This window comes from Pseudomonas viridiflava, from assembly GCF_001642795.1.
Taxonomy (GTDB): Bacteria; Pseudomonadota; Gammaproteobacteria; order Pseudomonadales; family Pseudomonadaceae; genus Aquipseudomonas; species Aquipseudomonas viridiflava.
In genome coordinates, this window is record NZ_LKEH01000027.1 from 242,587 (window position 1) to 261,248 (window position 18,662).

At 58.8% G+C, this 18,662-nt stretch carries 16 protein-coding genes, 1 tRNA gene and 1 pseudogene; 6 read left to right on the plus strand and 12 right to left on the minus strand.

Features of this window, described 5'->3' with window-relative positions; all coding sequences use genetic code 11:
• Nucleotides 1–47: 47 nt before the first annotated feature.
• The 7 genes from AO065_RS16380 to AO065_RS16410 form a co-directional block, all read right to left on the minus strand.
• Nucleotides 48–1,631 (minus strand): ABC transporter ATP-binding protein, encoded by a 1,584-nt coding sequence (locus tag AO065_RS16380; RefSeq protein ID WP_004879563.1) that lies wholly within the window; start codon nt 1,629–1,631, stop codon nt 48–50.
• Between the two features lies 1 nt (nt 1,632).
• The gene (locus AO065_RS16385) at nt 1,633–2,655 is read right to left on the minus strand and encodes an ABC transporter permease (RefSeq protein ID WP_004879561.1); all 1,023 of its coding nucleotides are present in this window, start codon (nt 2,653–2,655) and stop codon (nt 1,633–1,635) included.
• Nucleotides 2,655–3,719 (minus strand): microcin C ABC transporter permease YejB, encoded by a 1,065-nt coding sequence (locus tag AO065_RS16390; RefSeq protein ID WP_054540859.1) that lies wholly within the window; start codon nt 3,717–3,719, stop codon nt 2,655–2,657. Before AO065_RS16390 ends, AO065_RS16385 begins: the two co-directional genes overlap by 1 nt.
• A complete protein-coding gene (locus AO065_RS16395) occupies nt 3,720–5,582 on the minus strand; it encodes an extracellular solute-binding protein (RefSeq protein WP_004879548.1) in 1,863 nt (620 codons plus the stop codon).
• A 154-nt stretch (nt 5,583–5,736) separates the two neighbouring features.
• Entirely contained in the window at nt 5,737–6,018 is a 282-nt protein-coding gene (locus AO065_RS16400) for a peptidylprolyl isomerase (RefSeq protein ID WP_004879546.1), read from the minus strand.
• An 83-nt stretch (nt 6,019–6,101) separates the two neighbouring features.
• Nucleotides 6,102–7,184: a 3-deoxy-7-phosphoheptulonate synthase gene (locus tag AO065_RS16405; protein WP_004879545.1), complete on the minus strand. Its 1,083-nt coding sequence runs from the start codon at nt 7,182–7,184 to the stop codon at nt 6,102–6,104.
• A gap of 687 nt (nt 7,185–7,871) precedes the next feature.
• The gene (locus AO065_RS16410) at nt 7,872–8,102 is read right to left on the minus strand and encodes a DNA-binding protein (protein ID WP_004879543.1); all 231 of its coding nucleotides are present in this window, start codon (nt 8,100–8,102) and stop codon (nt 7,872–7,874) included.
• A gap of 82 nt (nt 8,103–8,184) precedes the next feature.
• On the opposite strand from AO065_RS16410, the gene AO065_RS16415 reads away from it, so the two are divergent.
• From AO065_RS16415 to AO065_RS16435, 5 genes are all read left to right on the plus strand, one after another.
• Nucleotides 8,185–8,544: a helix-turn-helix domain-containing protein gene (locus tag AO065_RS16415; protein ID WP_025992954.1), complete on the plus strand. Its 360-nt coding sequence runs from the start codon at nt 8,185–8,187 to the stop codon at nt 8,542–8,544.
• A 242-nt stretch (nt 8,545–8,786) separates the two neighbouring features.
• Nucleotides 8,787–9,431: a response regulator transcription factor GacA gene (gene gacA / locus AO065_RS16420; protein WP_004879539.1), complete on the plus strand. Its 645-nt coding sequence runs from the start codon at nt 8,787–8,789 to the stop codon at nt 9,429–9,431.
• Nucleotides 9,432–9,433: 2 nt separating this feature from the next.
• Nucleotides 9,434–11,257 carry an excinuclease ABC subunit UvrC gene (gene uvrC / locus AO065_RS16425; protein ID WP_004879537.1) on the plus strand — a complete coding sequence of 608 codons (1,824 nt, stop codon included), beginning with the start codon at nt 9,434–9,436 and terminating at the stop codon, nt 11,255–11,257.
• Between the two features lie 32 nt (nt 11,258–11,289).
• Complete coding sequence (pgsA, locus tag AO065_RS16430; RefSeq protein ID WP_004879535.1) at nt 11,290–11,850, plus strand: CDP-diacylglycerol--glycerol-3-phosphate 3-phosphatidyltransferase; 561 nt, start codon at nt 11,290–11,292, stop codon at nt 11,848–11,850.
• A 66-nt stretch (nt 11,851–11,916) separates the two neighbouring features.
• Nucleotides 11,917–11,989: transfer RNA gene (locus tag AO065_RS16435), tRNA-Gly, on the plus strand.
• A gap of 278 nt (nt 11,990–12,267) precedes the next feature.
• On the opposite strand, the pseudogene AO065_RS16440 reads toward AO065_RS16435, so the two are convergent.
• Nucleotides 12,268–13,162 (minus strand): annotated as a pseudogene (locus AO065_RS16440) (LysR family transcriptional regulator).
• A 123-nt stretch (nt 13,163–13,285) separates the two neighbouring features.
• Here AO065_RS16440 and AO065_RS16445 point away from each other — a divergent pair.
• Complete coding sequence (locus AO065_RS16445; protein ID WP_004879531.1) at nt 13,286–14,389, plus strand: NADH:flavin oxidoreductase; 1,104 nt, start codon at nt 13,286–13,288, stop codon at nt 14,387–14,389.
• Nucleotides 14,390–14,434: 45 nt separating this feature from the next.
• On the opposite strand, the gene AO065_RS16450 is transcribed toward AO065_RS16445, so the two are convergent.
• The 4 genes from AO065_RS16450 to AO065_RS16465 all read right to left on the minus strand — a co-directional run bounded on the left by AO065_RS16450 (nt 14,435) and on the right by AO065_RS16465 (nt 18,507).
• Entirely contained in the window at nt 14,435–15,514 is a 1,080-nt protein-coding gene (locus AO065_RS16450; protein ID WP_004879530.1) for an alpha/beta fold hydrolase, read from the minus strand.
• A 191-nt stretch (nt 15,515–15,705) separates the two neighbouring features.
• Nucleotides 15,706–16,632 carry a sugar ABC transporter substrate-binding protein gene (locus AO065_RS16455; RefSeq protein WP_004879528.1) on the minus strand — a complete coding sequence of 309 codons (927 nt, stop codon included), beginning with the start codon at nt 16,630–16,632 and terminating at the stop codon, nt 15,706–15,708.
• Between the two features lie 67 nt (nt 16,633–16,699).
• Complete coding sequence (locus AO065_RS16460; protein ID WP_004879526.1) at nt 16,700–17,488, minus strand: TIM barrel protein; 789 nt, start codon at nt 17,486–17,488, stop codon at nt 16,700–16,702.
• Entirely contained in the window at nt 17,485–18,507 is a 1,023-nt protein-coding gene (locus tag AO065_RS16465; protein WP_004879524.1) for a Gfo/Idh/MocA family oxidoreductase, read from the minus strand. Before AO065_RS16465 ends, AO065_RS16460 begins: the two co-directional genes overlap by 4 nt.
• Between the last annotated feature and the right edge of the window lie 155 nt (nt 18,508–18,662).

An 18,662-nucleotide genomic window follows, 5' to 3' on the forward strand; every position in this document is an offset into this window, starting at 1 on the left:
CGTCAAAAGCGGGCGCCTGGCCGCACAGACTGTCCGTTTTTACGCAATCAGATGAAGCCCGGATGCGCGGCCGCCAGCAACTCCTGGGTGTACGGCTGCTGCGGCGACTCGAATACCGCGTGGCTGGGGCCTCGCTCGACCACCTTGCCGTCCTTGACCACGATTACATCATGGGCCAAGGCCTTGACCACCGCCAGATCGTGGCTGATGAACAGGTAGGTTAGCCCGTGTTTCTCCTGCAGCTCGCGCAGCAGGGCAACGACTTGCTTTTGCACGGTGCGATCCAGCGCGGAGGTGGGCTCGTCGAGCAGGATCAGCGCCGGTTTGAGCACCAGTGCCCGGGCGATGGCGATGCGTTGTCGCTGACCACCGGAAAATTCATGCGGATAGCGATGACGGCTCTGCGGGTCGATACCGACTTCTTCCAGTGCGCGTATCACCTCGACATCACACTGAACCGCATCCAGGCCGCCATGCACTTCCAGACCTTCGGCGATGATCTGCGCCACGGACATGCGCGGGCTGAGGCTGCCATAAGGATCCTGAAACACCACCTGCATCTCTTTGCGCCAGGGCCGCATCTGTTTCTGGTTCAGGCCGTCCAGCGCGCTGCCACGAAAGCGGATGCTGCCACGCGAATCCAGCAGACGCAGGATGGCCTGGCCCAGCGTCGACTTTCCGGACCCCGATTCACCGACGATGCCCAGGGTCTTGCCGCGCTCGATGCTCAGACTGATGTCATCGACTGCTTTCAGGTATTCCTTGTGCCGCCTCAGAATGCCGCCCGTCAACGAGAACCATACCTTCAGGTTGTCGACTTCGAGCACGTTCTCCCGCGCATCGCGCGGCAATGGCTCGCCTGCAGGCTCGGCATCCAGCAGCAGACGGCTGTACGGGTGTTGCGGCGCCTTGAACAGCGACTGGCAATCGGCCTGTTCGACGATTTCGCCCGCGCGCATCACACAGACCCGCTGCGCGACGCTGTGTACCAGGTTCAGGTCATGGCTGATCAGCAGCAACGACATGCCCAGGCGTTGCTGCAATTCCTTGAGCAGCAGCAGGATCTTGCGTTGTACGGTCACATCCAGCGCAGTGGTTGGCTCGTCGGCAATCAACAATTCCGGCTCGCAGGCCAGCGCCATCGCAATCATCACCCGCTGGCGCTGGCCACCGGACAGTTCATGGGGGTAGGCCTTCAGGCGCTTATGCGGCTGCTGGATGCCCACCATTTCCAGTAATTCAATGATCCGCTTCTGGGCCTCCCGTCCGGCCATGCCTCGGTGCAGCAACAGGGTTTCACCGATCTGTTTGGACACGGTGTGCAGCGGGTTCAGCGACGTCATGGGCTCCTGAAAGATCATGGCGATGCGGTTGCCGCGCAACTCCCGCAGGGTTTGATCGCTAGCGCCGATCAGCTGCTGGCCGCGATAGGTAATGCTGCCCTTCGTGACGGTGCCGCTTTTGGGCAGAAGTTGCAGAATCGAGTGTGCAGTGACCGACTTGCCCGAGCCGGACTCTCCGACCAGCGCCAGGCATTCACCCGGCCGGACATCCAGACTCAGGTTGCTGACCACTGTCTGCCCGCTGAAGGCGACACTCAGGTCGCGGATTTCGATCAGGTTTTCTTGCATGTCAGGACCTCGGGTCGAAGGCATCGCGTAGCGCCTCGCCAATGAACACCAGCAGGGTGAGGATCAGGGTAAGGGCGAAAAACGCCGTCAGACCCAGCCAGGGTGCCTGCAGGTTCTGTTTGCCCTGAGCGATCAGCTCGCCCAACGACGCACTGCCCGCCGGCATGCCGAAGCCAAGGAAGTCCAGCGCGGTCAGGGTGGAGATAGCGCCCGTGAGAATGAATGGCAGGTAACTGAGCGTGGCGTTCATGGCGTTCGGCAGGATATGGCGCAGGATCACTGTCCGGTCGCTCAGCCCGAGGGCGCGTGCGGCTTTGACGTATTCCAGATTTCGGCCGCGCAGAAACTCGGCGCGCACCACGTCCACAAGCGTCAGCCAGGAAAACAACGCCATGATGCCCAGCAGCCACCAGAAGTCCGGCTCGACAAAGCCTGAGAGAATGATCAGCAGGTACAGCACCGGCAGGCCCGACCAGACTTCCAGCAGACGCTGGCCAAGCAGATCCACCCAACCGCCGTAATAACCCTGAAGCGCACCTGCGGTGATGCCGATCAAGGCGCTGATGAAGGTCAGTGCCAGCGCGAAAAGAATCGACACGCGGGCACCGAAGATGACCCTGGCCAGCACATCGCGGGCCTGATCGTCAGTGCCCAGCCAATTGGTCGCAGACGGCGGGCTGGGCGCAGGGATGGTCAGCTCGTAGTTGGGCGTGTCGTCGCTGAACGGGATGGGCGGGAACAGCATCCAGCCATCGCCCTTGTCGATCAACTGGCGCACATAGTCACTGCGGTAATCCGGCTGAAAAGGCAGTTCGCCCCCGAACCGCTGCTCGGTGTAACGCTTGAATACCGGGAAATACAACGAGTGCTGGTAGCTGACCATCAGCGGCTTGTCGTTGGCGATCAGTTCGCCACCCAGCGTCAGGGCGAAGAGGGCACAGAACAGCCAGAGCGACCACCAGCCTCGGCGATTGCCTCGAAAACGCTCCAGACGGCGACGGGCGAGCGGAGAAAGACTGCGCATCATGCCGTCCTCGCGTTGAAGTCGATTCTGGGATCGACCAGCGTGTAACAGACGTCCCCCACCAGTTTGATCAGCAGCCCGAACAACGTGAAGATAAACAGCGAGCCGAACACCACCGGATAGTCCCGCGAAACGGCGGCTTCGTAACTCATGCGCCCCAGGCCATCCAGCGAGAAAATAACCTCGATCAGCAGCGATCCTGCAAAGAAAACACTGATAAACGCCTGTGGAATACCCGAGACCACCAGCAGCATGGCGTTGCGAAATACATGGCCGTACAGCACGCGCCGTTCGCTCATGCCCTTGGCTCTGGCGGTAATCACGTATTGACGGGTGATCTCATTGAGAAACGAGTGTTTGGTCAGCAAGGTCAGGGAGGCGAAACCACCGATGACCAGTGCCGACACCGGCAGCACCAGGTGCCAGAAATAGTCAGCGATCTTGCCCAGTGTCGACAGCTGATCGAAGTTGTCCGACACCAGCCCTCGCACCGGAAACCAGCTCAACGAGGTGCCGCCACAGAAAACCACGATCAGCAGCATGGCGAACAGAAACGCAGGTGTGGCGTAGCCGATGATGATCGCGGTGCTGCTCCAGATGTCGAAATGGCTGCCATGTTTGACAGCCTTGCGAATGCCCAGCGGGATGGACACCAGATAGGTCAGCAGCGTCGCCCAGAGCCCCAGAGAGATGGAGACCGGCATCTTCTGCAGAATCAGGTCAGTGACCGTCGCCCCGCGAAAGAAGCTGTTGCCGAAGTCCAGTTGCGCGTAGTTCTTGAGCATCAGCCACAGCCGTTCATGCAGGGGTTTGTCGAAACCATACTGATGCTCGATTTCCTTGATCAGCTTGGGGTCCAGCCCGCGAGAAGCTCTGGATTGCCCGGCACCTGCCGACTCCGAGGCGCTGGCACCTGCGGTGACGCCGCCGATGCCCTGCAGTCGAGCGATGGCCTGTTCGACCGGGCCGCCGGGCGCCGCCTGCACGATGAAAAAGTTGACCAGCAGAATGCACAGCAGGGTCGGGATGATCAGCAGCAGCCGCCGCAGAATGTAGCCGAGCATCTACTTCATCTCCGAAACAAGGGCTGAAGCACCCCGTTTGGCTGCGAATTGTTCGTTGGTCAGCGCTGTCGGGCTGACTTCCCACCAGGTCTCGATGGCTTCGTTGTTGCTGGCCTGGATTTTCGGAATCCCGAAGCGGTTCCACCACACGGTCGAGGAACCTGGCGGGTAATAGTTGGGAATCCAGTAATAATTCCACTGCAGCACGCGGTCCAGGCAGTGCGCATAGTCAGTCATCGTCTGCTTGTTGTCGGCCTTGAGCAGCCCGGCGATCAGCGTGTCCACGGCCGGGTCCTGCAGCGCCATGTAATTGCTGGAGCCGGGATCCATCGCCACTTTGGAGCCGAAGCTGTTGTACAGCTCCGAGCCTGGTGAGGTGGAAACCGGGTAGCCGGTGACGATCATGTCGTAGTCACGCGCCATGACCCGGTTCAAGTACTGCGCGGCGTCGATGCGGCGAATGTCGAAATGGATGCCGATCTGCGCCAGATTACGTTTGTAGGGCAGCAGCATGCGTTCAAAACCGGTCTGACCGTTGAGGAACGTGAAGCGGAACGGCTCCCCTTGGGCGTTCACAAGTTCGTCGCCTTTTGGCGTCCAGCCAGCTTCTTTCATCAATGCCAGGGCTTGCAGCTGCTTGTCGCGTATAAAGCCCGTGCCATCGGTTTTCGGCGTTTTGTAGACAGTGTCGAACACCTGCTCCGGTACCTGACCACGCAGCGGTTCAAGAATCTTAAGTTCGGCCGGTGTTGGCGGTTCGGTGGCAGCCAGCTCGGAATTTGAAAAGTAACTGTCCTGGCGGATGTACATGTTGCGCATCATCTGCCGGTTGGTCCATTCGAAATCCCAGAGCAGCGACAGCGCCTGTCGTACCCTTCGGTCCTGAAACATCGGTCGGTTCAGGTTGAACACGAAACCCTGTGAACTTTGCACGGCGCCCTTGGCCAGATGCGCCTTTTGCAGTCTTCCGTCGCTCAGTTGCGGGCTGTCGTAGCGAATCGAATAGCCGGTGGCCGAGAACTCCCGATTGTAGTCGTAGGCACCGCCCTTGAGCACCTGACGCGCAACGTCGATGTCGCCGAAGTACTCGATGCTGAACGTGTCGAAGTTATAAAGGCCGCGGCTGACCGGCAGATCCTTGCCCCACCATGTCGGGTCACGTTCGAACGTAATGGTGCGACCCGGATCGACATGCGCGATCTTGTAAGGGCCGCTGCCCGGCGGCACTTCGAAGCCCGCGCCACCGGCAAAGTCGCGGGTCTTCCACCAGTGTTCGGGAAACACGGGCAACGAGGCGAGATCCAGGGGCAGGGTACGACTGTCGCTGTGTTTGAAGTCGAAACGGATCTGCGTCGGTGATTCGACTTCCAGGCCTTTGACCGCTTCGAACTGGGTGCGGTACTGCATGCTGCCCTGGGTCATCAGCAACTCATAGGTGTATTTCACGTCACTGGCAGTAATCGCTGTGCCATCGGCAAAGCGTGCCTTGGGATTCAGGTAGAAGGTGAGAGACAGGCCGTCAGCGCTACGTTCCATCTTCTCGGCCACCAGCCCGTAAACGGTATAGGGCTCGTCCATCGAGCGTACCGCCAGCGGTGAATACAGCATGCCGTTGATTTGGGAAACGCCCATGCCTTTGTCGGTGAACGGCATCAGGTGATCGAACTGACCAATCTCGATTGCGGAGCGGCGCATGCTGCCGCCTTTCGGGGCGTCGGGGTTCACGTAATCGAAATGCTGGAAGTTGGCGGGGTAGCGGGGCGCCTCACCATAAACGGTCAGGGCGTGTTGCGGTGCGGCGAACAGCGAGGATGAGGCCAGGGCCAGTGTTGCGGCGATCAGTGAAGAAAAAACAAAACGCATTACTCGAATCCCGATTGACCGTAGAAGCGCCCGGCGTCGCATTGCAGACAGCGGTATCTTCTACAGATAAATCCCTGATTCGCCAAGCCGCCTGCAAAAACGGCCCATCCGAAGATGAGCCGTTTGGTAACCCGTGTGTAACCGTGCGACAGGATCAGTCCTGACGGCTGGTCACTTCCAGCAGGTGGTAGCCGAACTGGGTCTTGACCGGACCCTGAACGGTATTGACCGGGGCGCTGAACACGACGGTGTCGAATTCCTTGACCATCTGGCCTGGACCGAACGAACCCAGTTCACCGCCCTGGCGGCTGGATGGGCAGGTGGAATTGGCTTTGGCAACTTCAGCGAAATCAGCGCCGCCTTCGATCTGTGCCTTGAGTTCGTTGCACTTCTCTTCGCTCGAAACAAGGATGTGGCGGGCAGTGGCTTTAGCCATGGGGAAAAATCTCCTGTGAAAAAAAAGAAATAGCCTACCGGAATCAGTTCGGTATTTCCTGACAAAGTTCCTTCGCAACGCGGTTATCTGTAGCGCAACCGATCAACCGTCCGGCGCAGCAACTGCTCGGTTCCCGTCCAGCCCAGACAGCCATCGGTCACCGAAACACCGTATTCAAGGGTTTTGCTCAAAGGCTGGCAGCCGTCGAACAGGTGGCTTTCGACCATCATGCCGATCAGGGATGTGTTGCCTTGCAGGCGCTGCTGGAGCACATCGTCGAACACCTGCGGCTGGCGTAGCGGGTCTTTGCCACTGTTGGCATGGCTGCAGTCGACCATGATGCGCGCCGCAATCCGGTTCTTTGCCAGGCTGGCCTGTACCCTGGCGATGCTCTCGCTGTCGTGGTTCGGTCCGCTGTGTCCGCCGCGCAGCACGATATGGGTATCCGCGTTGCCCTGCGTCTCGATGATCGCCGGGTGGCCGTGGCTGTCCATGCCGAAATGGCGATGGGGGTGAGCCGCCGAGCGAATCGCATCACTGGCCACCGCGACGCCACCGTCCGTGCCGTTCTTGAAACCGACCGCCATGGGCAGACCGCTGGCCATTTCCCGATGAATCTGCGATTCGGTCGTGCGGGCGCCGATGGCGACCCAACTGAGCAGGTCGTCGAAGTAGCCGGCCGCCATGGGCTGCAGGATCTCGGTCGCGACGGGCAGGCCCATGTGCAGCATCTCGCGCATCAGTTCCCGTGACAGCTTCAGTCCCACCGCCATGTCGTCGCTGCCGTCGAGGCGGGGATCGTAGGCCAGGCCTTTCCAGCCGACAGTCGTGCGCGGCTTTTCGACGTACGCACGCATGACCAGCAGCATCTGGTCGCTCACTTCAGAGGCGAGACCGGCCAGGCGTTCTGCGTATTCGAGTGCGGACTGCGGGTCGTGGAGGGAGCAGGGGCCGACGATGACCAGCAGGCGCGAATCCTGGCCTTCAAGGATGGCGCTGACGGCACGACGATGAGCGGCGACCTGTTCGGTCAGGGCGGTATTCAGCGGCAGGCTGCTTTTGAGCTCAAGGGCACTGGGCAGACGCGTCGAGGTAGATGTGCTGTGGGGCAGCGTGATCGAGTGGCTGGACAGGTCGGACGGTTTTACGGCAACGGACGAATTCATGTTCTGGCTTCCTGGGCTGGCGGGTGACGTTCCCGCTAAAAGCCCTACTGGGGTGTTCGACAAAGGGCCGGTTCGGCCATGCGTGTGCAGTTGCCACCTGGCAGTGACCGATCGGAGGCGGCAGGCTGTCCCGAACGGAGGTTGCTAAATCGCCAGGCGAAGTCGATGTCGTTGCGGTAATAAGTGGCGTAGTTCATGTCGTGTTCCTCGATTCGATCAGTGTGGTGTTTTTTGAGGGGCTAAAAAAACAAAACCCCCGGTCGGGTAGCCGACCGGGGGTAGAGAATTCTCTGGTTGGCGTCCCCTTGGAGTGGGCGCCGGATGGGTATCAGGCGCGCCAGTGGCTAAACCAATACCCGTAATAAGCGTTGAGCTGGAGATCTGCCATCGCTGGAGCAATGCGCACAGCCACAGCGTCAGCCAAGCGGCACGCGCTGGCATGGGTGACGAACTGTGATGACGTGGATTGAAGCATGGTGTGTCTCCGTTGAATGAGCGGGAGCTTACTTCAGCCAACGGCGCTCATTCAATTGGAAAATTCAATCGGAGGAATTATCGATTCCGTCGCCGCAGGGCTCTTGGAAGATGAGCTGCGGACAAAAACTGTCAGAAAAGGCTATTTCGTCAGTCCGCACTTGCCGCTGGGCGGCGAAGATTTCCGTAAGACGCCGCTCGGAAAAATCCCATTCAATCGGGCACAGGTTGAGATTCGTCACCCTCGGAAGGGATGCTGCCAATCTTCATCCCCAGCAAAACCGCCACTTTATGGGCCTCGCCGCGTTTTCCCTTCTTGCGTCCTGCCAGCACTTGGTAGGTCGTCGCAGGATCAATGCTGTTCTCCCGAGCGAATTCTTGAACAGATTTACCCTGTTGTTCGAGCCAGGCCTTGGCTTGTGCAGCAGTACGTATTCCGGGCATAGTTCAAAACCGTTCAAATCAGTTTAATTTTAGCTGGATTCTACCATTCGTAAGGATGGGGTCAACAGGGTTATGCATTCAAATGAGTGGAATTGGGTACCGACTAAGAAAAGAAAGAGAACGTCTGGGGCTGTCTCAGCGTGCCTTCGGTGAAATCGGTGGTGTGGAAGCGAACGCTCAAGGGAAGTATGAAAGTGGCGATCGTGCCCCCAAGGCCGATTACCTGGCAGCGGTAGCAGCCAAGGGTGTCGATGTACTCTACGTGCTCACCGGAACGCCTACGCCGATTCCGGTCGACAACCTCAGTGTTGCCGAAGAAAAGGTGCTGGGCAGCTATCGTGTGCTCGACAAGGAAGATCAGGACGCCATCAGACGGCTGACCACAACCATGGCGGAGCTGTCGGCTTCGTACATCACAACCGACAAGCCGACCGACAGTTGAGGGTCGCTCGTTCTCTTCAGATCCGTCGAGCGCTGCCGGGTCTGTTGCCCTTGTACGCCGCGCCTGAGCCGGTTCGGTCCAGGCTGCGCGGCCTCGTCCGGCGCAGTTAATCGTCGTCATTCTCTCGTGCTGAAGCTTGCCTGCGGGCGGTTCGAGCGAAAACGGCAACATCCCCTAGGTCTGCCTCGCCGTTTTTGTTATGGTGAATAGCATTCGTTATGTCCGTTGCGCGAGGTGTCTGCTTGATTAGGGTGCTAGTTGTCGATGACCATGATCTTGTTCGGACAGGCATCACACGGATGCTCGCCGATATAGATGGCTTGCAGGTGGTAGGTCAGGCCGATTCCGGTGAGGAGTCCTTGAAGAAGGCGCGGGAACTCAAACCCGACGTCGTGCTGATGGACGTCAAGATGCCGGGCATCGGCGGCCTTGAAGCCACCCGCAAGCTCTTGCGCAGCCATCCGGATATCAAGGTCGTGGCCGTGACGGTCTGCGAAGAAGATTCATTTCCGACGCGGCTGCTTCAGGCCGGAGCGGCCGGTTACATGACCAAGGGTGCAGGCCTTGCGGAAATGGTTCAGGCCATCCGTCTCGTCTTTGCAGGTCAGCGCTACATCAGCCCGCAGATTGCTCAACAATTGGCGCTCAAGTCGTTTCAGCCACAGGTCAACAATTCGCCGTTCGACCTGCTGTCCGAGCGCGAAATCCAGATAGCATTGATGATTGTCGGTTGCCAGAAGGTCCAGACCATCTCGGACAAGCTGTGCCTTTCGCCGAAAACCGTGAATACTTACCGCTACCGAATCTTTGAAAAGCTTTCCATCAGCAGTGATGTCGAATTGGCGTTGCTGGCAGTACGTCACGGCATGGTGGACGCCAGCGCCTGAACATGACCCAGACCTTTGATCCAAGTGCCTTTCTCGCGACCTGCAGTGGTCGTCCCGGCGTCTATCGCATGTTCGATGCCGAAGCCAAGCTTCTGTATGTGGGCAAAGCCAAGAACCTGAAGAAGCGCCTCGCCAGTTATTTCCGCAAGACCGGACACGCGCCCAAGACTGGCGCTCTGGTGGCGCGCATCGCGCAGATTGAAACCACCATCACCGGCAATGAAACCGAAGCGCTGTTGCTTGAACAGACGCTGATCAAGGAGTGGCGACCTCCTTACAACATTTTGCTGCGCGACGATAAATCCTATCCGTACGTGTTCCTGTCCGACGGCAAGTTTCCGCGTCTGAGCATCCATCGTGGCGCAAAGAAAGCCAAAGGCCGGTATTTCGGGCCTTATCCAAGTGCGGGTGCGATCAGGGAAAGTCTGAGCCTGTTGCAGAAGACCTTTCTGGTGCGTCAGTGCGAAGACAGTTATTTCAAGAATCGTAACCGACCCTGTCTGCAGTACCAGATCAAGCGCTGCAAAGGGCCGTGCGTCGATCTGGTCGAGCCTGAGGTGTACGCGGAGGATGTGCGTCACTCGGTGATGTTTCTAGAGGGGCGCAGCAATGCCTTGAGCGACGAGCTGAATGCCGCAATGGAAAAAGCCGCCATGGCGCTGGATTTCGAACGCGCGGCCGAGCTGCGTGATCAAGTCGCCTTGCTGCGCCGTGTGCAGGACCAGCAGAGCATGGAAGGCGGTACCGGCGATGTGGATGTGGTCGCTGCATTCGTCAATCCGGGCGGTGCCTGTGTGCATCTGATCTCGGTGCGCGGTGGTCGCGTGTTGGGCAGCAAGAATTTCTTCCCTCAGGTGGGTATAGAGGAGGAGGTTGGCGAAGTCATGTCGGCCTTCCTGGCCCAGTATTTCCTGGGTGGCGTTGACCGTGAGCTGCCCAGCGAAGTCATCGTCAACGTCGTCAGTGAAGACTTTCCGGCCCTGATCGACGCAATCGAAGAGTCGCGCGGTCGCGAGATGACCATCAGCCATCGGGTGCGCGGTACTCGCGCGCGCTGGCAGCAGCTGGCGGTGACCAATGCCGAGCAGGCCCTGTCGGCGCGTCTTGCCAATCGCCAGCATGTAGCGTCGCGCTTCGAAGCGCTGGCCAAGGTGCTCAAGCTGGACGAGCCGCCGGTGCGCCTCGAGTGCTATGACATCAGTCACTCCAGTGGCGAGGCGACCGTTGCTTCCTGCGTTGTATTCGGCCCGGAAGGCCCGATCAAGGCGGACTATCGCCGTTTCAACATCGAAGGCGTGACGGCGGGCGATGACTACGCTGCCATGCATCAGGCGCTGACCCGACGCTACAGCCGCATCAAGGACGGAGAGGGCAAGCTGCCTGACGTTCTGTTGGTCGACGGTGGTAAAGGGCAGATGGCGATGGCCCGCGACGTGCTCAATGAACTGGCCATACCAGACCTCATCCTGCTTGGGGTCGCCAAGGGCACCACGCGCAAGGCCGGGTTCGAAACCCTGTATCTCAATGATGCCGCCCATGAGTTCACCTTGCCGGGTGACTCGCCGGCGCTGCACCTTATCCAGCAGATTCGCGACGAAGCGCACCGTTTTGCAATCACCGGGCACCGCGCCCGTCGGGGCAAGACTCGCCGTACCTCGACGCTTGAAGGCGTGGCCGGGGTAGGGCCGACACGACGCCGCGACCTGCTCAAACACTTCGGCGGTCTTCAGGAATTGTCTCGTGCAAGCATCGATGAAATAGCAAAAGCACCGGGAATCAGTAAAAAGCTGGCAGAGTCGATTTATGCAAACCTGCACAGCGAGTAGAATGCCCGCTCACCTCGTAGCCAGTTGTGCCGATGAATATCCCTAATCTGATTACCGTACTACGCGTTTTACTGATTCCGATCTTCATTCTGTTGTTCTACATGCCTTATCACTGGAGCTACATGGCTGCCAGCGCGGTGTTCGCCTTTGCGGCGGCGACCGACTGGCTGGACGGGTATCTGGCACGTCGTCTGGAGCAGAGCACGCCATTCGGTGCGTTTCTCGATCCGGTCGCCGACAAGCTCATGGTGGCCGTGGCATTGGTGCTGCTGGTTCAGGCTCACGCAAACCTGTGGCTGACGCTGCCGGCGGCGGTGATCATCGGACGCGAAATCGTCATTTCCGCCCTGCGCGAATGGATGGCAGAAATCGGCGCCAGAGCCCAGGTCGCCGTGTCGAACATGGGCAAATGGAAAACCGCCGCCCAGATGCTGGCGCTGGTAATCCTGCTCGGCAATCCGCCAGCCATCACGTTCTGGGTTATTCTGGGCTACGCGTTGCTGCTGGTGGCTGCAGGGCTGACATTGTGGTCGATGGTGCAATACCTGAGGGCCGCCTGGCCGCATCTGAAAACCACGGCAGAAAAAAAATAAGTTTTTGAATCAAGGGCTTGACGGGAGTTTTTGAAGCGCTAGAATGGCGCCCGTCAACACGACAATGCGGGAATAGCTCAGTTGGTAGAGCACGACCTTGCCAAGGTCGGGGTCGCGAGTTCGAGTCTCGTTTCCCNCATGGCGCTGAAGAGGATTCACAATCACTTCAGCCAAAGAAAAAAGGACCTTAGGGTCCTTTTTTCGTTGCTGTTTTTCTTCAGAATGTCCTCGCTCATCCGCTACGGTCAATCGGCTCGATGCTGAGCTCTCGGTGTCCGTTCATAAAACGCCGACCGACGCTCATACCATTCTATTTCGCCCTATAAGCGTTCAGCGTCGGCGTGTTACCGATAGCTCTACGAAGTGTGCCATGCCTTGTCCTGAAGGTTTGATAGCGCGCCGCTGCGGTAACTGTGGTCAGAGTTCGTGAAGGCTTTGTTCTTTATTGAGCGCTGCTTCCAGGCACTCGATGAACACGCGTACCCTTTGAGGGACCTGTTGACGGGTTGGCAGTACGGCAGTGATAGACAGCAGCTCCGGTGTCGCATCGTTCAGCTTCACCAGCACGAGAGAGCCTTCAGCGAGCTCTCTGCGAACATCCCAATACGTCAGCATGGCCAGTCCCAGGCCTTGTTTGCTTGCCGTGCGAACTGCTTCGACACTGTTGGCAGAAAAGGCACCGTGAATCCGTAACGCCAAAGGCTCGCCCCGTTTGGAAAACAGCCAGCAAGGCATTGCGTGCAACACGATGCATTGATGCTGTTTGAGCTCATTGAGGTTTTGCGGTGTGCCGGACCGTGCGAGGTAATCAGGGCTCGCACAGACGACACGGGGGTTGTCAGCCAGATTTCTCGCCACCAGGTTCGAGTCGCGCAATGCGGCGATGCGAATGGCCACATCAATGCCCAGCCCGGCGATGTCTACGATGCTGTCAGACAGCGTGAGGTCGATTCCGAGTTGGGGATTGCTGGAGAGCAGCGCGGGGAGCAGGGGCATGATGACGGTCTGACCGAATACCGTTGGGGCCGTGACTCGCAATGTTCCGCTCACGCTGGCCACGTTGCTTTTCAGTGTGGCTCGCGCTGTCTCGCTCGCTTCCAGCATGGTTCTGGCATGGGGCAGGAAAAGCTCCCCCTCCGGCGTGAGAGATACGGAGCGGGTTGTGCGGTGCACCAGCCTTACGCCCAGATCTTTCAAGAGACGCCAGGCGCCGAGAGACCGTCATTGCAGACAGCCCGAGCCGCCTGGCTGCTTCGGACAGGCTGCCGCTGGTGGCTATGTTGGCGAACACTTCTATTTCCGGAAGCTGCATATTTATATCTGTATCCGTTAAGCCGCCATATCGTGTGACGGGCTTTTATTGACGTCTTTGAGTGCCTATTGTCTTTAGTGTCTGAGCTGTTCGTTCAGATAACCCATCTGGAGGATATGACGATTGGATACGACACGCCCGGCTATTTTAACGCCTTTTGATATGGGCCATCTGCAGCTCAGGAACCGCCTTGCGCTTGCGCCCATGACGCGCGTCAGCGCGACCGAGACCGGAAATGCCACGCACGACATGGCAAAGTATTACGAACGATTCGCTAAGGGCGGCTTCGCATTGGTGATCACGGAAGGTATCTACACGGATCGCAGGTTTTCTCAGGGTTACCGCTTTCAGCCGGGCCTCACTGACCAGCAGCAGGCGTTGGCCTGGCGCCCTGTGGTGGACGCAGTTCATCGACATGAGAGTGCGGTGATCGCTCAGATCATGCACGCGGGCGCGCTCAGCCAGGCAAACCGGTTCACCGATGACACGGCAGGACCGTCGGGTGTCCGCCCCAAGGGTGAGCAAATGGCGTTCTATCGCGGTGACGGTAAGTACCGTGTCCCTCGGGTCATGAGTGATGAGGATATTGCCGACGCCATCGAGGGTTTCGCCCAGGCAGCGAAGCTGGCCGTCGAGACAGCGGGTTTTGACGGGGTCGAGATCCATGCAGCCAACGGATATTTGCTTGACCAGTTTCTGACGGACTATTCAAACCAGCGTTCAGATGGTTGGGGAGGCGATATTCGTCAACGCCTCAGGCTTACCCTTGAAGTGGTCGCCGAAGTGAAAAAGGTCGTTGGCCGTTCGCCAGTCGGAGTGCGTATATCGCAAGGCAAGGTCAACGACTTTCAGCACAAGTGGGTTGAGGGAGAGAAGGGGGCAGAGACTGTTTTCGGCAGTTTGTCCGACTCAGGTGTCGATTTCATTCACGTGACTGAATACGAAGCCTGGCAGCCTGCTTTTCCCGACAATGACGTCAGTCTGCTTGCGCTTGCCCGGCGTTATGCGCCTGACGTCGTGTTGATCGCCAATGGCGGTCTTCACGATCCGGAGAAGGCAGAGCAGGTCCTTCAGAGTGGCGCAGACATGGTTGCTGTGGGCAAGGCTGCTCTGGCCAACCCTGACCTTGCGCAGCGGATGTCGGAACGTCGTGCTCTCAACGACTTCGATCCTTCGCTTCTCGGCCCGATTGCTGATATCAAGCAAAGCGAGCTAAGCCTGACGTGAGAACAATCGGCAGCGCAGGGTGGGCATCCCTGCGCAGTCGAATACCTAATGAGTTGCCAGTTTCGGCTTTTCGGTCTCCCGCATGAACTGCTCCAATTCCTTGCTGTAGAACTTCGCGTTGCTTGTCGTCCCATGGCCTCGGGTTTCGGCGCTGGCAGGGATGAGCAGCAGCCTGGCGTTCCTGATCTCTCGCAGCGATCCTTCCAGCAGCCCTGTTTCCGGTGGGTTGCGTTCGTCGTCTGCTGCGTTTATCGCGAGCACTGGCGCCTGGATTTTATTCAGCCCCTTCGACGCGTCGTAATCGGCGGAGGACTGCCATTGATAGATGAAGTCGTTGGCGTCAGACGTCTGTGGTGAGTTGAGTCGGTCATCCACGTACTTGTCAGCCAGCGCCCGGGAAGGGGCCGCAGCCTGATAGGCCAGATTGCCACCGCTGGTGCCGATGCTGAACATCGCGTTGGTCAGGCGCAGGGACGGCGGTTGTGTGGTGTAGTTGCCGTTGTTCCAGGCCGGATCCTGCTTGATCGACTCCACGAGCAGCCGACGCATCATCCAGTTGCGCGATGACATTGGCGTGGGTTGCGAGGCCATCGGCACGAGTGCATCCATCATCTGTGGCCAGGTCTGGCCCCACATCCAGGTTTGCATGCCGCCCATGGAATTACCGATGATCAGGCGCAGGTGCTTGACGCCAAGTCCCTCGGTCACCAGTCGATACTGAGCCTGAACCATATCGGCGTAGTTATATTCCGGGAAGCTGGCGCGCAGGCCGTCCGAGGGTTTGGTGGATTGCCCCATGCCGATGCCATCGGTGGAAATGATGTAGTACTTGCTCGCGCTCAGCGGCTGGCCTTCGCCGAATAACTCGCCACCAAAATCCTTGGCCAGGATGTCGCTGCCGGGCCGGTAGGTGCCGTGCAGGAAAAGGATGGCGGGGTTCTTCGGGTCGCCGAGGGTGATGTAGTGCAGTTTCAGGTTGGCGAGTTTTTCACCCGTGTGAAAGGTGAACTCGGGGGCGACCCAGTCGCCTTCTTTCGCAGCCGGGAGCGGGGCGGCATGAAGGCTGGAGGCGAGACAAAACAGAAACATCAGCCCGGTGGCAGGGCGCAAGGCGGAGCGCTGCATGAAAGGTATCCTGTCTGGTTTTTATTGTCAGGTTGTAGGCGTGCCGGACGGATACTCCTCCTGTGATCGTATTTTGTGAAGCTGTTTTTCGGTTAACAATGATTAACATTGGGCAACGAAAAAAGGACCTCAGGTCCTTTTTTCGTTTCTGGGGTAAACCGCCAGGTGCCATAGACCAGAAGTCGAGCGGGCTACTTATAGCGCTGCTCGAACGTCGCCAGATTTTCGGGCGTTATCAATTGAAAGGGCACCCACACGTCAGCTGTGACTGGCTCACCCTTGATCATCTTGATCGCTGACTGCATCGCACTGGCGGCCTGGGCCTTGGGGTCCTGAAAGACCGACGCAACCAGCATCCCGCGTTTGATCGCTGCCAGACCGTCAGGCAGGCCGTCGATACCGACAATCGCAACCTCGCCCTTTGCCTTGCCTGCCTGCTGCAGGGCCATGGCTGCGCCGATTGCCATCTCGTCGTTATTGGCAATGATCGCGTCGAAACGGCTGCCTGCGAGCAGCCAGTTGCTGGTCAGGTCCATTCCCTTGCTGCGTTGCCACTCGGCACTTTGCTGTTCAACCACTTTGATGTTCGGGTAGTCCTTGAGGATCTGTTTGACGCCTTCGGTACGGTCATGCGTGGCGTTTTGCGCCAGGTCGCCCATGATGATTGCGAGGGTACCTTTGCCTCCCAGCTTTTCAGCCAGATAACGCATTTGCAGTTGCCCGGCCTCGATATCGTTGGACGCGACCGTGACCACCCCTGTGGGCAGCTTGCGTTCGTCCGGGTGACGATTGACGTACACCAACGGAATTTTTGCTGCCACCGCAGCGCGGGTCATGCTCGCTGTGGCGGAAGTGTCGACGGGCAGGACGATGACTGCATCGACTTTTTGATTGAGAAATCCCTGAACCTGATTGAGCTGGCGAACCACATCGCCCTGTGCGTCCTCAAACTGGATCTGGACGTTCTCCTGCCTGGCGGCGTCATCCAGACCGTTACGCACATAGGTCATGAAGTTATCGTCAACTCTGGCGATACTGACCCCGATGCGGTAACTGGCGGCGGCCCATTGGCTGAACAGGGTCAGCAGCGTAGCGAGCAGCGGTGTGTAAATGCGCATGACGGTTTTCCTTTTGTTGTTATGGGTAGACCTTCACTGACAAGCGTTGGCGCTCAGTGCGGCGTGCTCAGTCAAGCGTGAACGCGTGACGGAAACGTTCAAGTGCCCGTCCGCTGTCGCCGCTGGCCCAGCCCTCGAGGCCGACCACGCCGCGGTAACCGATGCCGGACAATGCTCTGGCAATCGCCGGGTAGTGAATCTCGCCGGTACCCGGCTCCATGCGGCCGGGTACATCCGCGACCTGAATTTCGCCGATGGCCTTGCCGGCGCGCTGGATCAGCTCGATCAGGTTTCCTTCGCCGATTTGCGCGTGATACAGGTCGAGGTTCATTTTAAGGTACGGGCTGTCTACGGCTTCGATGAGTGCCAGTGTATCTTCGGCGCGGGCGAAGGGCGTGCCGGGGTGATCGACCTCGGTGTTCAGGTTTTCCAGCAGAAACACCCGGCCCGCGTCCTCGCCCAGCCGCGCGATCTTTTCCAATGTCTTGCAGGCGCTCAGCCACATGCGCCCTGTGGTATGCGCGACCGGTTTGACGGGCAGGCCGTCAGCGTCCAGGCCGGTGCCATGCAGGTTCAGGCTCGGGCAGTTCAACTGCTCGGCGACTCTCAGTGATTCGCGTGCGGAGTCGAGCAACCGACCGATGTCGTCCTGGTCGGTGAGGTTGCCGGAGATGTAGCCGGTCATGGAGGTAAAATCTGCGCCCGTGGCCACAAGGGCCGCGATGTTCTTGGTCGTCCAGTTCCAGATCTCGACGCTGAAGCCCAGTGCATGGATACGCTCGACGCGTTCGGTGAAGGGCAGGTCGAGGAATACCATTTCAGCGCTGACGGCCAGTTTAAAGGGCGTGACGCTCATGAGGCGGCTCCTTGCACGCGTACCGCCTTGCCTTGCTGAAAGGATTCGATGCAGGCGCGGGCAATGGCCAGGGCTGCCCGTGCATCTTCGCCGCTTGCCAAAGGTTTTTCGCCACTGCGCATGCAGCCGACGAAATGGTTGAGTTCGGCGACATAGGCGTCACGCAGCAGGTCGGTGTCCATTCTCTGGGTGTCAGCCTGGACGCCAGTCGCCAGATAGCGAAGCAGGTCGGACTCATTGACACTGCCCATGCTCAGCATGCCAGCGCTGCCAAAGACTTCTCCCCGGACATCGTAGCCATAGACCGCCTGGAAATTCGCCTCGGCAACCGCAATCGCGCCGTTATCGAAGCGGACGGTAACCACGGCGGTATCGAGAAATCCGTTGGCCTTGAATTCCGGGGCGATCAGGGCGTCTGCCATGACAAACACCTCGACTGCTTCAGCGCCTGGATTGAGATAGCGCAGGGTGTCGAAGTCATGAATCAGGGTTTCGAGGAAGATCACCCACTGAGGCGACGCGGCCGGATTATTCAGGGCCGGATCGCGGGTCAGCGATCGCAGCAGCTGTGGCGTCCCGATTCGGCCTGCAACAACGTCCAGATGGGCAGTACGAAAACTTTTCGCGAAGCGCCGGTTGAAGCCGACCTGCAAGGTCACTCGTGCATCGGCAGCCGCAGCGATAGCGCGGTCGGCCTCGTCCAGAGTGATTGCCATCGGTTTTTCGCAGAAGACGCTTTTTCCGGCGCGGGCGGCTCTTATCACCAGATCGGCATGGCTGCGGGCAGGCGCGGCGATCAGAACGCCGTCGATGTCCGGGTCGTCCAGCAGCTGCTGTGGGTCTGAATAGATTTTTTGCACGCCCAGCTCTGATGCCAGGCGCGTCGCGTGGGCGTGAGAGGGGTCAGCGATGGCGGTCAGGCTTGCTCCGGGAACATGCCGTGCGGCGGTCAGGCCGTGAAAGCTACCCATGCGTCCGGCTCCGATGAGACCCAGACGGATCGTTTGCGATGTACTCATGACGTTTCCTTTTTATTGTTGTTGGGTTTGCCGACAGTAAGGGCGGTCGGTATCAGGGCAGGAGCAATCACTGTGCCAATCCATAACTAACTGATTTTCAGGATAATTTTTTTAAAGACTGAATAGTTGTGTGTATTTAAAAGACATGTCTACAC

Excerpts from the sequence above, each read along its gene's own strand:
- AO065_RS16380 (WP_004879563.1), bottom strand. The coding sequence starts at position 1,631 with ATGCAAGAAAACCTGATCGAAATCCGCGACCTGAGTGTCGCCTTCAGC.
- AO065_RS16385 (WP_004879561.1), bottom strand. The coding sequence starts at position 2,655 with ATGCGCAGTCTTTCTCCGCTCGCCCGTCGCCGTCTGGAGCGTTTTCGA.
- AO065_RS16390 (WP_054540859.1), bottom strand. The coding sequence starts at position 3,719 with ATGCTCGGCTACATTCTGCGGCGGCTGCTGCTGATCATCCCGACCCTG.
- AO065_RS16395 (WP_004879548.1), bottom strand. The coding sequence starts at position 5,582 with ATGCGTTTTGTTTTTTCTTCACTGATCGCCGCAACACTGGCCCTGGCC.
- AO065_RS16400 (WP_004879546.1), bottom strand. The coding sequence starts at position 6,018 with ATGGCTAAAGCCACTGCCCGCCACATCCTTGTTTCGAGCGAAGAGAAG.
- AO065_RS16405 (WP_004879545.1), bottom strand. The coding sequence starts at position 7,184 with ATGAATTCGTCCGTTGCCGTAAAACCGTCCGACCTGTCCAGCCACTCG.
- AO065_RS16410 (WP_004879543.1), bottom strand. The coding sequence starts at position 8,102 with ATGCCCGGAATACGTACTGCTGCACAAGCCAAGGCCTGGCTCGAACAA.
- AO065_RS16415 (WP_025992954.1), top strand. The coding sequence starts at position 8,185 with ATGAGTGGAATTGGGTACCGACTAAGAAAAGAAAGAGAACGTCTGGGG.
- uvrC (WP_004879537.1), top strand. The coding sequence starts at position 9,434 with ATGACCCAGACCTTTGATCCAAGTGCCTTTCTCGCGACCTGCAGTGGT.
- pgsA (WP_004879535.1), top strand. The coding sequence starts at position 11,290 with ATGAATATCCCTAATCTGATTACCGTACTACGCGTTTTACTGATTCCG.
- AO065_RS16450 (WP_004879530.1), bottom strand. The coding sequence starts at position 15,514 with ATGCAGCGCTCCGCCTTGCGCCCTGCCACCGGGCTGATGTTTCTGTTT.
- AO065_RS16455 (WP_004879528.1), bottom strand. The coding sequence starts at position 16,632 with ATGCGCATTTACACACCGCTGCTCGCTACGCTGCTGACCCTGTTCAGC.
- AO065_RS16460 (WP_004879526.1), bottom strand. The coding sequence starts at position 17,488 with ATGAGCGTCACGCCCTTTAAACTGGCCGTCAGCGCTGAAATGGTATTC.
- AO065_RS16465 (WP_004879524.1), bottom strand. The coding sequence starts at position 18,507 with ATGAGTACATCGCAAACGATCCGTCTGGGTCTCATCGGAGCCGGACGC.